This window comes from Chryseobacterium sp. TB1-D10 (assembly GCF_059803555.1).
This window is the reverse complement of sequence record NZ_JAPFHB010000012.1, coordinates 41,625-57,003: the sequence shown is the minus strand read 5'-3', so window position 1 is coordinate 57,003 and position 15,379 is coordinate 41,625. Positions and strand designations below refer to the sequence as shown.

Genomic DNA, 15,379 nt, shown 5'->3' with positions numbered 1-15,379 from the left:
TTGAAAAATTAGATATTGAGATTCTTCAATTGCGTCGGGCTTTAGCCCGATGTCTAATCTTTGATTCTCATTCGGATTTAGCCAAAATTTATAATAAGTTTTGGCTAAAGCCGATTTGATTGTTTATTTATTAAACGGGCTTCCTTCGACAAGCTCAGGATGACATTGCCCGCTCATTCCAGCGCTGAATCGTTCGCAGCCCGACCTGAGTGGAGCTCTTTTTGTGTAGCAAAGCGGAACAAAAAAGCGGGAACGGAGGGCGGATAAAGCTGCCATAAACATTTTGGTTGTTAGTTGTTAGTTTTAATTATATAATTTATATAACAGGTCGCCTCTACGAGGCTTGATGTGTATGGATGATTATGTTTAGCTATTAACAGTGCGCTCCTACGGAGCTATCAAAGACCTATTTAAGATTTCTATCAACTATAAACTGTCAACAATCAACTTCTTCTTTGATTTGATATTGTTTTCCGTGAAGTCAGCAAGAATCTGATATTGACTCATTAATTCTGCATATTTTTCCACGTGCTCTGCCTGCGGGAAATATTCGGCTTCGAAATCGGAACCTATTTTCTGGCTTGCTTCCTGAACATTTGTGTAAATTCCTGCTGCAACGGCTGCGTAAATCGCTGCACCTAGAGCTGGAGCCTGGTCGGATGCTGCTACAACAATCGGCATATTGAGAACATTTGCCAACGTCTGCATAATGAAAGGTGATTTTCTGGCAACACCGCCGATTCCGATTACCTTTTCGATTTTCACACCTTCTTCTTCGAAACGGTCAACGATTTTTTTGGAACCGAAACAAATCGCATTCACCAATGCTTTGAAAATATGCGGCGTTTTAGTCCCCAAAGAAAGATTGCTGATAGCGGCTTTCAGTTCCTGATTGGCATCGGGCGTTCTTCGTCCGTTCACCCAATCCAATGCGATAGGAACGGCTTCTGAAAGTGGAATTTTTTCTGCTTCCAAAGTGAGATTCCGGATGAGATTGTTTTCTATTTCTTCTTTTAATTTTTGTTTTTGATGTTCATCGATGACATTAGAATTCATCAGAATATTTTGCGTTGGCCACATCAGAATGTCTTTGTACCAAGCCAACAAATCTCCAAACGCAGACTGACCTGCTTCCAAACCAATCAATCCGGGAATAACCGAACCGTTGACCTGTCCGCAAATTCCTTTCACAGTTTTGTCTCCGATAATTTCGTTATGTGCAACCATAATATCGCAGGTTGACGTTCCCATAATCCTAATCAAAGTATTCTCTTCCACTTTTGCGCCGACTGCTCCGGAATGGGCATCGAAAGTTCCTACGGCAATCACGGTGTTGGTTGTCAAGCCTAGTTTTGCTGCCCATTCTTGTTTTAAATTTCCTGCAACCTCATCGGAAGTGTAAGTTTTATCGTACAATCTGTCCCGAAGTTCAGCTAAAGACGAGTCTAACTGACCAAGGAAATCTTTTGACGGCAATCCGTTCCACGATTCGTGCCACATCGCTTTGTGACCGGCCGCACAACGGCTTCTTTTAAAAGTTGCCAAATCCTGATTGTTGGAAAGGAGAAATGTGATATAATCGCAATGTTCCATCCAGCTGTAAGCCTCATTTTTTACATTTTCATCAACTCTGTTGATGTGGAGAATTTTCGCCCAAAACCATTCGGAGGAATAGATTCCGCCTTCAAATTTGGTATAATCTTCGCCGCCCCAATTTCTCGCCAAATGGTTGATTTCCTCGGCTTCTGAAATTGAAGTATGGTCTTTCCACAATACCATCATTGCATTTGGATTTTCTGAAAATTCAGGCAAAAGGGATAAGGCAATTCCTTCTTTGTTTACCGGAAGCGGTGATGAACCAGTGGTATCGATACAGATGCTGACAATACTTTCGGGTGCTACTCCACTTTCTTTGACAACATCGGAAATGGTTTTTTCCAAGCCTTCAATATGATCTAAAGGATGCTGACGAAATTGGTTTTGCTCCGGCTGGCAGAATTTTCCTTCTGTCCATCTTTGGTAGTAGCTTACGGATGTTGCGAGCTCGGCTCCGTTTTCTGTATCAATCAGGACTGCACGTACTGAATCTGTTCCATAGTCTAACCCGATAACATATTTCTTCATTTTTATAATGAATTAAATTTTAATAAATTTTTACATTTCTCTTATTGAGAGATTTAAACAAATATAAATTTTTATTTTAAATAAATGTAAATATTACACTTAATTTTTATTTTTCTTTTATTGATTGTACTTAAAGGCTATTTTACCTTTAAAACAACGAAAGAATTGGCTGGGATTTGAACAGAAAATTTCCCTTTTTTAATCACAGAATTCTCTTCAAGAGGTTTTATGTTTTCTGTTTCAAAATTATTTTCATCAGAAAGTTGTGATGATGTTAAGGTTGTTTTAGTCAGTTTGCTTCCTAATTTGATATCTTTTGGATTGATTTCAATTGATTTTTCGTGAGAATCTGTATTGACAATTTTGATAATCACTTCATTATTTTCACTGTCATTCACCGCCGATGCAAAGAGTTGATTTTGACCTTTTACAGCATTCCCGTTTTCAGAAATTTTAATTAAATCGGTTCCTTTATTATTGGAAAATAATTTCTGAACATAATAATTTGGTGTCGCATACGACTGGAGATTATTGAACCAAATTAAATCCGGTGTCCATTGCCAACCGTCTGTGTGGGCAAAAAGCGGTGCATAAGAAGTCATTGTGACAACATCTGCATTTCTTTCCAATCCGGTCATAAAAGCAGCTTCTGACAATGCGGTCTGCCAGTTATTTTTATTGTCAGGTTTCACAACCCCAACTGATTGTGCTGCATATTCCCCTGCAAAAACTTTTGGTCCGGAACGATCGTAAGCATCATATCTTCCTGCATTTTTTGTAAACCATTCGGGCGAATTGTAATAATGCTCATCGACAATTTGTGCATTGAGTTTTTTTAACTCTTTCCAGCCATATTCAAAGAATTCTCCGTCAGGCGAAGGCCCGCTTCCGGAAATGATTTGGATGTCTGGATATTTGTCGTGAATGGCTTTTTCAAAAATTTTGTATCGCTCAATGTAATCTTCTCCCCACTGCTCGTTCCCTACACCGATATATTTCATATTGAATGGTTTCGGATGTCCCATTTCAGCACGGATTTTTCCCCATTTTGTACTTTCGTTTCCATTGGCAAATTCGATTAAATCCAAAGCATCCTGAACGAAAGGATTTAATTCCTCCAAATGAACCAATTCGGCTGTGTTGAACTGGCACGCCATTCCACAACTTAAAATCGGTAAAGGTTCTGCTCCCAAATCTTCGGAAAGCTGGAAATATTCATAAAAACCCAATCCGAATGACTGATAATAATCGGGAGTCAGGCGATGGGCAAATCCGGAACTCCATTTGTTGATGAGATATTCTCTGTCGGCGAAATTTCCTAAAGTTTTTTTCCATTGATATCTTTCTGCAAGGGTTCTTCCTTCGACTATACAACCTCCGGGAAAACGTAAAAATCCGGGTTGCAAATCATATAATTTCTGAACCAAATCTTTTCGCAAACCACTTTTTCGTCCCTTCCAAGTGTCTTGCGGGAAGAGCGAAATCATATCCATATTTACCACGCCGTTTCCGGTAAAAGTGATTTGAAGTTTTGCTTTTTCAACTGTTCTTGATGGAGAAAAAACAGCCGTATATTTTTGCCATCCTTTTCCTTTAATGAGAATGGGAACTGTCGAGATTATCTTTTCGTTTTCATCAATCAGACTTGCGTTGACGGCAGAAATGTTTCCTGATACATTTTCCAAGTCGAAACTAAAATCATACTTCGAGTTCTGATGAAGTCCGATTCCCCTGAAACCTTCGTTCTCCAAAATATAATTTTTGTCATTGTAAACTGTTATTCTTGCGTAGTTTTTATTGGTTTTGGAATTATCCGAATAAATCGTCAGAAAACCTGAATCCAGATTGGGAGAAAGTGTTTTTGTGTTTTGCTGTTTCCAGCCCGTCAACGGTTCATCAAATTCAAAACTTCGATTTTTGATGAGCTCGGCATAAATACCGCCATCTGCTGCAAAATTGATGTCTTCAAAGAAAATTCCGTACATCGTTGGCTTGATTTTGATGTTGGTAGATGTTCCGTCTAAATCTAAAGTAAACTTTGAGGTTTGTGCCGATGAAAATGCAACGCAACCTGAAAGAAGAAGGGTGAAGATTTTATTTTTAGTTTTCATTGATACTATTTTTTGATTGTTCAAACAGACACTTCGACTACGCTCAGTGTGACATCTCTAATAATAAACTTTTAAATTGAGTAGTATTTCTGTTTATTGATAAACCTATAAGGTTTCCTAAATTGAGAATAGTTTATTTGACTTTTAACTGCATACGTTTCAATCCTGCATTATCAGACGTTCCACCGTAAAAAATGGTGTAATCGCCAGGTTTTGAAACCAAATCATCTGCTTTTTCATCGTAAAATTTGAATGATTCCTGAGAAATCGTCAGTTGGATGTTTTTTGTTTCTTTAGATTTAATCAAAACTCTTTCAAAAGTTCTTAAAGTCTTTACAGGAGCCAAAGCATCGTTATTTCTTTTCACATAAACCTGCACCACTTCTTCGCCGTCTCTTTCTGAAATGTTGGTAACCGGAATTGTAATAGTCAAATTTTCTTTAGAATTAATAGAGTTTTTACTCAATTTAGCATCTCCATAAGTGAATTTTGAATAACTTAAACCGTGACCGAATGCGTACAAAGGTTTCTCGATCATATAACGATAGGTTCTTCCCTGCATATCATAATTTTCAAAACCCTGATGCTTGCTGGTTTTTGAAAGTGCATTATCTAGTTGCTCCAGATTTTTGTAGAAAGTAATCGGCAACTTTCCAGACGGATTGTAATCTCCCGCTAAAACGTCTGCCACAGCAGTTCCGCTGGATTGTCCTCCGTACCAGGCATTAAGCAATGCGTCATAATTTTTTTCGTCCTGCTGTAAGCCAAGCGCACTTCCTGTACAGAGTACAAAAACAACAGGTTTTCCTGTTTTTCTCAATTCTGCCAACAGTTCACGCTGAACTTTAGGAAGTTCTATTGAAGTTTTGTCACCACCTTTGAAACCTTCGGCGCTTACCTGCATTTCTTCACCTTCAAGACTTGGGGAAAGTCCGCCTGCGAACACAATCACATCTGCATCTTTCACTTTATCTTTTACTGAGGCAAAATTTACCGGGTCTTTTCTGTACACTTCAAAGGAAATGCTTACGTATTTCCCTTTTTGACTGTGTCGAAGTTCTACCAAATATTCTTTTCCTTTCTCCATTTTCACAGAAAATTCCGAAGGATGTCTTGCATCGGGACCTTTTCTTGTAGCGATTTCTTTGCCGTCAACAAAAAGTGTGTAAATATCTGATGTAGCCGCGGAAAATATTACTTCACCAATATAAGTGCTTTTAAAAATACCCGAAATTTTTGCAGAAGTATTTTCTCTTCCGACATTTGGTGCAAGCTGTGTTCCGCCAAAGCTGTTGTAGCTGATTCCTGTTCTATTGACTGAAATATTGGCAGGATTTCCTTTGAATTCATTATTGTTAAAAAACTCTACCTTCATTCCTTTTTGTCCGTTTTTCTGACTGATAAAATTGGGGTAAAGAGAAGTTCTTGAAGATGGATCTGCGACTTCACTTCCCTTCTCATAAATAATTTCAGCGTTTGGAAATTTAGCTTTGATTCCATCTAAAATTGTAACCGTTGAAGAAGGCGTCCCGTTGTAATTTCCTAATTGCATAATTCCGTCATCAGCATTGGGACCGACTACTGCTATTTTTTTAATGCTTTTATTTAAAGGCAGGACATTCTTCTCGTTTTTCATCAGCACAATAGATTTTTGAGCCATTTTCAAAGCCTGTTTCTTATGTTCATCCGAATCTACCACCGAATATGGAATTTGATTCCAATGAACAGAAGATTTTGGGTCAAGCATTCCGAGCTCAAACCAGCCTTTGAGGATTCTTCGCATTGATATATCGAGGTCTTTTTCGGTGATTAATCCGCTGGCTAGAGATTTATTAAGATTGTTATACGTATCACCACATTCTAAATCTGTAGAATGTTTAAGTGCATCTGCAGCAGTACTTTTTTCATCGGGATGGGTTCCGTGGTATTTTTCCTGATAGAAATCTGCCAAAGCCCAACAGTCGGAAACTACCATCCCATCGTATTTCCATTTTCCCCGAAGAATTTCTGTCAATAAAGTATTGTTTGCACAGCAAGGCTGTCCATCAAAAGCGTTATAAGCACACATCACCTCCCTAACATTTCCTTCTAAAACCAATGCTTTAAAAGCAGGAAGATAGGTCTCATACAGATCTCTTTTGGAAATTTCGGCATTGTAAGAATGACGGTTCCACTCCGGACCGCTGTGAACGGCAAAATGTTTGGCGCAGGCGTGTGTTTTAAAATATTTAGGATCATTTCCCTGCAAACCTTTTACCGCAGCAACCCCCAAAACAGAAGTAAGATAAGGATCTTCTCCGTAAGTTTCCTGACCTCTTCCCCATCTCGGATCGCGGAAAATATTGATGTTCGGCGTCCAGAATGTCAGACCTTCGTAACGTCCGGTTTTATTGGCTTCATCGAAAGATTTGTTGTATTTTGCTCTGGCTTCGTCAGAGATCATTTCGAAAGTTTTAAGATGTTCCGGAACGTCCCAGGTTGCTGCTAAACCAATGGCTTGTGGAAAAACAGTCGCTGTTCCGGCTCTGGCGACGCCGTGAAGTGCCTCATTCCACCATCCGTAAGCGGGAATTTCGAGTCTTGGAACTGCTTTGGAATTATCCATCATCATTCCGATTTTTTCTTCGACGGTTAATAATCCGAGAAGATTTTCGATTCTCTGTTCGACAGGAAGTTTTGGATTTTGAAAGGAATGTTTGAAATTCTGTGCGGATGAAAATGCACAAACGAAGATTGATAAGGAAAGTATAATCTTTTTCATTAGGAAATATTTAAAATGCTTTCGGAAGATGAATTTTATTTCAAACTGAAGAAATACCAATTCTATTAAAAACAAATATAACATTCTATTTTAAATAAATGTATATATTACACTTAATTATAAATTATTAAATAAAAAGTCACCAGAATAAACCGGTGACTTCCTAAAAATTAATTTGAAAAAATATGAATGAGGTTATTGTTTTATAAATTTACTTTTGATGTTTTTCCCTGATTCGGATATCTCAATAAAATATAATCCGGAAGGAAATTTTGAAACATCAATTCTGTTTTTGCCGTTGGTCAATTTTGCTTTATAAGAAACTATGCCTCCTTTTGCATCAATGATAGAATACACTGCATCAGCTGATTTCCAATCAACGAAAATTTCATTTTTAGCAGGATTCGGATAAATCTGTACTTTGGAATTGGAAGTATTTTCTGCAGCAAGTGTCTCGAATTCCAATGGTAACATCGAAACTGAATAAGGATTTTCTTCAGAAATATAGGCACTGAAAGAAGAAACAGCCTCACTTCCGCTTGTAATTTTGTAGAATCCTGTCGTTCCACTTACCGTTTTCAGAACATATCCTCCCGTGTATGCTTTTACCGAACTATAATCCGCATTGAACTGATTTGAAACGATCGCTTTTGGTGTGGAAACTGATCCTGATCCTGTGAAAGTAAAAGTTCCATTTCCATTTATTAACACAGGTGTATTAGCAGGAATTTTTCCATTTGGAACAGAGGTACACAAGACTTTGGATGATGAAGGCATCATTGTATAAGCTTGTATTCCATTTGGAACACCAGCTTCGAACGGAAGAACAAGAACCGCATAGCCACTAACTGTTTTAGTATAAGAAGCCGCAGTTGCCGTGAAATTAAATGGTGCATTAAAATCACCTCCCTGATCGGACAATTCCAATGAAGCACAAGTAGTTCCTGAAACAACATTTGAATTTGCAGCTTTGGAATCTGTACGGAAACCAGAGCCACTGCTTACGTAGAAAAGACTGTTGGTATTAGTCATTTTGCTTTTCCAATTTGCAGATGTATTGATATTCGTTACGTTGGTAAAATCCAATGATGTATAATAAGTGTTTTCATAAACATCCATCAGATTGCTGTCTCCGTCTGAATAAACTCCGGCAAATTTCATTGCTTTCTCATTCGAAATTCCAAAATAAACATCTCCGAAATTAAAAGTAAGAATTGAGCTGAAGTTACCATTTCTAAGCCCTATAATACCTTTACAACCAGTCGTAAGAACAGCTCTTGAAATATCAAAAACCAAATCGAAATTGGAAGATCCGGATGATGGTAAATTTACAGTTCCATAATTATATGACTTCACAACTCCTGCATTATCTATATAATAAAGTGTCGTATTGGATGAAGTTGCAAGATTGCTCGTAGTAAAACTATTCACGTGGAAAACCAGTTTATTATAACGATCGTCCAAACTCACATATCCGCTGGCATCCGTCGTATTGGAACTGATTAATGGTGTAGAGTTATACAAAGTAGCGGTTTTACCACTTAATTGGTAAGCTGTACCAAAAGCAGAATTTGTAACTGTTTGATTCTCTATTTTATTATAATTAACATCTTGTCCCGTCATATTGGAAACTTCTCGGATATTACTCTTATCAAAAACGAAAGTTATAACACTGGAAGGATTTACCTGAATTGTAGGGCGAAATGTCTCAGTAAAATTCAGGTTTGAGGAAACCATATTAGTTGTTTCATTGGTCAAGATTTTCTGAGCTGATGTCGTGTAAAATGGCAAATCTACTTTCAGAGTATAAGTGCTAGCTGAGGAATTGAAAACCATCAGCGTCACTTTATCAGCGGTTTCATTGATATAAGCCGATCCTTGCATAGAACCCTGATCACTCCATATCGCATCCAGTCTTTTGGAACCTGTGGTATATTTTGCAAAGTGGGAAAGTATGTATCCTCGTTTGGTGATTCCACCTGCTACAGTTCCAAACTGACCGTCTCCCATCATTCCGTAATATCTTTTCGTAGCGTAATGGATCCATGCATTTCCTCCGCCTACTAATACATCATTTACACTTTTCGCAAAGTCAAATGCATCTGTGCTCCAGGAGAAATTTCTTGTTCCACCATTTGAATTCCAGTTGATGAGATATTCTGTCATCCAGATTTCCTTATTAGTACTCAGAAATCCTTTGTATGTAGAACCAATCCCGCCATATTGATGTCCTGCGTAAATTTCAAATTTCGGTAATACGTCTGCAGCAAGAAGCGCACTGGCATAATTGTTTGACATCCCAACAGTTTCCGGTGCAATGATTCTACAGGAAATGACGTCTGAATAATTTTTTAAGAAATTGGTTATTTGAGCCGGAGTGTAGGTACAACCAGCATAACTCACGACATAATCCGGCTCGTTCTGAAGTGATATTGCATATAACTCTACACCATTATTTCTGAGATAAACTACGAAATCATTGAGATAATTGGCAAAATCTGCATAATTTTCTTCTTTTAAAAAACCTTCCACGCCATTATAAGTTCCGGCATCATTACCGTTGGTTTTCCATTCGGCAGGCGGAGACCACGGGCTGGCAAAAATAATCAAACCCAAAGATTTTGCTTTTTGCGCAGTGGCTAAAGCTGCACTCCAGTTTGCCTGAGTTGTAGGAATATAAAGTCTCATAATATTGTATCCTGCCTCGCTGTTTGTTCCCCACATTTTATCTATTTCAGCAGGAGTCATATGGTCATAAGCAAACTGAGGACTGCATACAAAACCACCGAAACCTGTGATTTTTTGTCTTGGTGTAGTGTTGTCTATACGGACTTTCGGCGTTTGCGCATTTACTTGCCAGGTTAACACAACACTTGCAATAAAAGCAATTCTGTTTATTAATTTTAAGATAGTTTTTTTCATAATGTAAAGTTTTATTTTTAATAATTTTCGACTTTCAAATTAGTTTTTAGTAGCTGCAATATTTTTTCAAAAAAGACAATTCAATTCCTGATGCATTTAGGAAAAGCATCTTTATGGATCATGTGAAGTTTTTTTGGAGTGACAGTTATCGAATCACTTTTAGATCTTCCTAAAATTGCATAACAATCTTTTTACTCGTTCAGCCGAATAAAATCAGTTGATAAATTTCATAGCATTCATATTAATTTCAGTATTAAATGTTATTCGACACTAATATAACAAATAATTCAATAAAATAACATATTTAATTACTAAATTAATAATTTTTTAACTACTTATCATAAAAATACATAATATTAAAATCAATAGAAATATGATTATGTTATCATTGTGTTAATGATTAGTTAATATTAAAGTAAGTATCGAAAGGAGATTAAAAACAACTCATATTTATATACACCCGTCACTAGATATGGATAATTATGATAAGCATCTTATTAATTATGCTGAAAAAAAAATTATAGATATTAAATAATACAGAATTTTACTATTGATTTTGATTGATAAATGGCTTAAAAAATAAGCGATACCTCCTTAATTCGTTCGTGAAAATTAAAATTTGAGAAATCAGTTAATTTTTTGTTCAACGATTGGATTTTGCTCTCGGTCGAGCTGTAAAAGATCAGCTATATTTTTCAGAAAATCGATGGGTAATTTTATTGAAATTAAGACTTATATCAAAAACCCTTTCAGAGTTTAAATTCTGAAAGGGCTGATTTAACAATAATTCTTGCTAATGAGAATCTATTTATTTTCTAAAATTTCACTTTCCGGTGCTCCCAAATAACTTGACTTAACTCCTCCAGTATTGATTAAAATCTTTTCTAAAACAATTCCCGGTTCTAAAACTCTGAAACGTAAATTATGTTTTCCCGGTTGGGAAATCTGATGTTTTGTAATTGATTTAATAATGTGTTCCGACTGCCATCTTCCTAATTCGCCTTTGTAATGTCCATTGAAATTAATGGTTTGAGGAATTCCGCCATCAAAGGAAATCTCGTAGCGCAATCCTTTGTTGTGGTTGAAATTAAGGGTTGGAGCTAAAAGAAGCTGAATTTCAAATTCGCCTTTGGATTCGAAATTAATGTCGTATTCCAGATAAATATTTTCATCAGTTTTTGGATAAGCGTTTTGAGGAAAAGTGGTGATACCGGATTTTGTTTTCCCGAAATCAGGAATAACTTCCCAATGAATTTGGTCTGAATTATTCATTCTTGCAAAATTTTCGGCTTCAATTGAAACATAACCATTTTTCTCCTGAAAAACTTTCTCTTTCGGAGCATTTGCTTCCGAAACATAAGTGACTTCAGGCATTATATTTTCCTTTCCGTCAAACCAAGCTTTGTACCCTATTTTCATCTGATCCATCATATGTGTCCATTTTCCGCCTGAAATCTCATTATTATATTTATTATCGAGGTACGCATTTCTTTCGAAACATTCTTTTACTTTATCTGCATAATTATTGGCTTTAAGATCATTTTGGGCTGCCAATTCCCTGTTTTTGGCAACTGCATAATACATCTCATACAAATTGCTGCAAGCATCAATCGGATAAAGAACCAACTGATAGTATGCATCCTGATATTGAGTAGGAATTTGGTCTTTCAAACGTAATGCATCCACCGCCAAAGATCTGTAGTCATTCAAAACCGTTTCAAATTCATTATAATTTTCCAAGCTAAATGTTTTGCTGTCAAGGGTTTCTGGTGTAACTCTACGGTTGTATTTAGCGTAAAGATTAATCATTCTGGCAATTTCTTTTGAATGTTTTTCGCCAAATTGCTGCGCAGCCCATTTTTCGGTGAATGCCAAAAGATTTTTAGAGTTAAATTGTTTCGGATTCCAAGCCATTTCCAGGAAGAAACTGATCGGAAATTCCATTGGTTTTAAATCACCCACATTCACGACCCAGACTTTGTCTACTTTATGCTCGTAAGAAAGATTCATCTGCTCCCAAACTCTCTGAATTGGATTGATGTTAATCCATTTGGAATTTCTCGGACCGCCTACATAATCGAAATGATAATACATTCCGTAACCACCTTTGTGCAAAGGCTTTGAAAGGTCAGGAAGCTTTCTCACGTTGCCCCAGTTGTCATCACAAAACAACAGAATCACATCATCCGGAACTCTCATTCCTTTGTCATAATAATCCTGAACTTCTTTATACAAAGCCCAAACCTGAGGCGTTTTGTTTGGATTTTTACCAGTAACATTCTGAATGATTTTGCGCTGGTCTTTTACAATATTTTCAAGCAAAGAAATATTAGTTCCCTCTCCCATCGCTTCATCACCGTCGCCACGCATTCCGACAGTGACTAATTTTTCCCAGTTTTTGCTTCTTACTATTCCGGCTTTCCAGAAATCCTGCAACACTTTAGCATTTTTAGAATAATCCCAAACGTTCGGAAGGTTATTTTTTTTGATGTATCTGTGCCAATCCGTCTGAGCCTGTGCCATCGGTTCGTGGTGAGAAGTTCCCATTATGATTCCCATTTCGTTGGCTAAAGGTCCGCTCAACGCATCATCGTCATAGAATGCTTTTCCCCACATCGCAGGCCAGAGATAATTGGCTTTGGAGCGAAGAAGCAGCTCAAAAATCTTTTCGTAAAATTTAGAATTGATGCCGCCGAAAGTTGCTCTTGCCCAACCGCCAAGCGAAGGTTCTTCATCATTCAGGAAAATTCCGCGGTATTCTACGGCAGGTTCTCCGTCGGTATACATTCCTTTTTTGAAGTATAAATTTTCTTTTGCTTCCACCGGAACATCTGCCCAGTAATGCCAGGGTGAAACGCCGATTTGCCGAGACACTTCATAAATACCATAAATGGTTCCTCGTTTGTCGCTGCCTGCAATCACAATGGCTTCCGAAACTCCGGGAAACGGATTGCTAATATTTTGGATAATGTATTTTTCACGTTTTCCGTTTAATGCTTTTCCGTCAATCTTTTTTTGTCTGATTAAATCATCAATCACCGATTTGGTTCCTATAGTTCCAATGATGATTAAAGGAGTATTCATTTCGGAAATCTGATTCAGTATGTTAGGTTGTTCACCTGTTACTTTCTGAAAATCGGATTGTAGGTTTTTGATGGCTCTTAATATTCCTGCATCGATATTATCATTTGTAAATAATGAAATCTTAACTGATTTTTCTTTCAGAAGAATGGCATCGTTGCTTTTTTCTCTGGTGATAAAAGGTTCGGTTGCCTTTGCATTAAAACAAGCACCAAACAATAATACAACGAGAAATAGTATCGGTAATCTGTTCATAATCTTTATTTTGATTTAATTGAAACTTTATAGATTCTGAAAACCTATAAGGTTTAGTTTAACATTGATCGGTTGCGAATTGCACGCAGCCCGGCTTGAACGGAGCTCTTTTTGTGAGGAGGCACGACGAGCAAAAAAGCGGGAGTGGAAGACGGATTAAGCTGCCCAAATTATCCCTGCTTTAATTCTTCAATACAAATCCTCCATTTGGCTGAATTTCAATTTCAAATTCTCCTTTTTTATTGATGGAAACTGTTTTTGTAAAAGTGTTTCCACTTTTATCATCATTAATAAGCTCCAGATTTTTACCAGCCAACATTGGAAGATTGAGTGTAAGTTTTTTAGAAGTTTTTTCAGCATTTACACCCGCAACATACCATTTGTCATTATGCCTTCTCGCTATCACAGAATATTTTCCGGGATAACCATCGATGAAAACCGTTTCATCCCAAAGCGTGGGAACTTCTTTTATAAAATCCAACTGGAATTTTGGAGCATCAGTCAGGTTATTCGGCATTATTCCAAACATCTGAATCGGATTCTGAAACAAAACTGCTGTCGCCAACTGAAAACCATCTGTGGTTAATCTTCTGTTCTTTTCTTTATTGGATTTCGTTAAAAATTTATTCAGAAAAGTTCCGCCAAACTCCATACTTCCCACCGTATTTCTGATGAAAGGATGTAAGGTTGCAAAAAATGCTTCCTGCTTACGGACATCTTCCGAAAAGTAAAGCATTTCCGAGGCTAAAACAGCTTCGCTTCCAGCATAATTCGGGTACATTACTTCCCAACCTCTCGGCAAAGTAGCGCCGTGGAAAATAATCATCAGACCAAAATCATTGGCATCCGACAAAATATCTTCGTACAGACGCATCGTTTCCTGCTTGTCGCCACCAAAAAAATCGACTTTCAGACCTTTTACACCGATTTCTTTCAGCCATTTCATTTCTTTTTTGCGTTCTACAGAAGTGCTCATTTTGTTTCTTGGTCCCATTGGCGCATCATTGGCGGCTCCGTTGGAATTATACCAAAGCATTACTCCCACATTTTTAGATTTGGCGTATTGAACGAGTTCTTTCATCCGGTCTTTGCCGATATTTTTATCCCAAAGCGCATCCATCAAAATGAATTCATAATTAAGTTTTGATGCCAAATCAATAAATTTGGTCTGATCGTCATAATTCATACTGTTATCCTGCCATAGAATCCAGCTCCAGGTAGATTTTCCGAACTGATATTTCTGCGAAGGTTCATAAAGAGGTTCTACAACATCAAATGGAATGGTCGTTTCAACTATCGGTTTCAAAGAATTTCCAATCGTAATGGTTCTCCACGGAGTTTTCCCGGGCAAAGAAATTGCTGCTCCTGAACTTCCGAATCCGTTATTTTCCGCCATATTCGGATAAGCAACTCGGTAAAGATTTTTATCTGAAGTGGTGTTGAGATGAGAAGCACAATACAAACTACTAACTCCAGTTTCTGAAAGCAAAACCCAGCCCTCGTTTCCGATATGAAAAAGCCCAGGGAAAACGTAACCATAATCAGCTTTCGTTCCTAATTCTGCATCGGCTTTGTAGCCGCTTTCGTAGCTCGGTGCGGTGCGTGCAAAACCAGTCATCGGCTTCATCATTGGCGAAAGAAATGTTGTCGTCTTTTGAGGAAATCTGTATCCAGTAATTTCCGATTGTACGACAATGCTGAAGCGTTCTTTCATTGGCGGAATTTCATATCTAAAAGCAATATTATTATCACTTACCTGAAATTCAATCCCAATAGTATGTTCGTTTGCATTGATAAAATTGACAGTCAGCGTATTGGCTTTGTACTCAACTTCTGACTTTTTAATTTTTTCGTTGCTGTATTTTTTGGAAACGAAATCTTTCTTGCTGTTGATGAATTTTAAATTTTTAGAGAAATCAGATTCATTGGTTACTAAACCCAACGGAGATTTTTCGAGCATCATTTTTCCCTGAAAATTCAAAGAATATAATGCATTTCCGTTTTCTGAAAAAACTTCAAGCTTTAACTTTCCATCCGGACTTGAAACTTCGGCAACTTGTGCTTTGACATTCGATAAAAAACAAAAGCTTATTAATAATAGAAATAAAAGTGTAAATTTTTTCAT

The 15,379-nt window shown here is 37.3% G+C and carries 6 protein-coding genes; all 6 read right to left on the bottom strand.

Annotated features, from left to right (window positions below; all coding sequences use genetic code 11):
* Positions 1-426 precede the first annotated feature (426 nt).
* Positions 427-2,124, bottom strand: coding sequence for a ribulokinase (locus tag OPU68_RS15770; protein WP_498474918.1), 1,698 nt, complete (start codon positions 2,122-2,124; stop codon positions 427-429).
* A 137-nt stretch (positions 2,125-2,261) separates the two neighbouring features.
* Entirely contained in the window at positions 2,262-4,235 is a 1,974-nt protein-coding gene (locus OPU68_RS15765) for an alpha-L-arabinofuranosidase family protein (protein WP_498474917.1), read from the bottom strand.
* A 133-nt stretch (positions 4,236-4,368) separates the two neighbouring features.
* Positions 4,369-6,996, bottom strand: a complete 2,628-nt coding sequence (locus tag OPU68_RS15760; RefSeq protein WP_498474916.1) for a glycoside hydrolase family 3 C-terminal domain-containing protein — start codon at positions 6,994-6,996, stop codon at positions 4,369-4,371.
* A gap of 195 nt (positions 6,997-7,191) precedes the next feature.
* Positions 7,192-9,918: a T9SS type A sorting domain-containing protein gene (locus OPU68_RS15755; protein WP_498474915.1), complete on the bottom strand. Its 2,727-nt coding sequence runs from the start codon at positions 9,916-9,918 to the stop codon at positions 7,192-7,194.
* 804 nt (positions 9,919-10,722) lie between these two features.
* Positions 10,723-13,254, bottom strand: coding sequence for a glycosyl hydrolase 115 family protein (locus tag OPU68_RS15750; protein ID WP_498474914.1), 2,532 nt, complete (start codon positions 13,252-13,254; stop codon positions 10,723-10,725).
* A gap of 181 nt (positions 13,255-13,435) precedes the next feature.
* Positions 13,436-15,379, bottom strand: coding sequence for a glycoside hydrolase family 97 protein (locus OPU68_RS15745; RefSeq protein WP_498474913.1), 1,944 nt, complete (start codon positions 15,377-15,379; stop codon positions 13,436-13,438).

Excerpts from the sequence above, each read along its gene's own strand:
- OPU68_RS15770 (WP_498474918.1), bottom strand. The coding sequence starts at position 2,124 with ATGAAGAAATATGTTATCGGGTTAGACTATGGAACAGATTCAGTACGT.
- OPU68_RS15765 (WP_498474917.1), bottom strand. The coding sequence starts at position 4,235 with ATGAAAACTAAAAATAAAATCTTCACCCTTCTTCTTTCAGGTTGCGTT.
- OPU68_RS15760 (WP_498474916.1), bottom strand. The coding sequence starts at position 6,996 with ATGAAAAAGATTATACTTTCCTTATCAATCTTCGTTTGTGCATTTTCA.
- OPU68_RS15755 (WP_498474915.1), bottom strand. The coding sequence starts at position 9,918 with ATGAAAAAAACTATCTTAAAATTAATAAACAGAATTGCTTTTATTGCA.
- OPU68_RS15750 (WP_498474914.1), bottom strand. The coding sequence starts at position 13,254 with ATGAACAGATTACCGATACTATTTCTCGTTGTATTATTGTTTGGTGCT.
- OPU68_RS15745 (WP_498474913.1), bottom strand. The coding sequence starts at position 15,379 with ATGAAAAAATTTACACTTTTATTTCTATTATTAATAAGCTTTTGTTTT.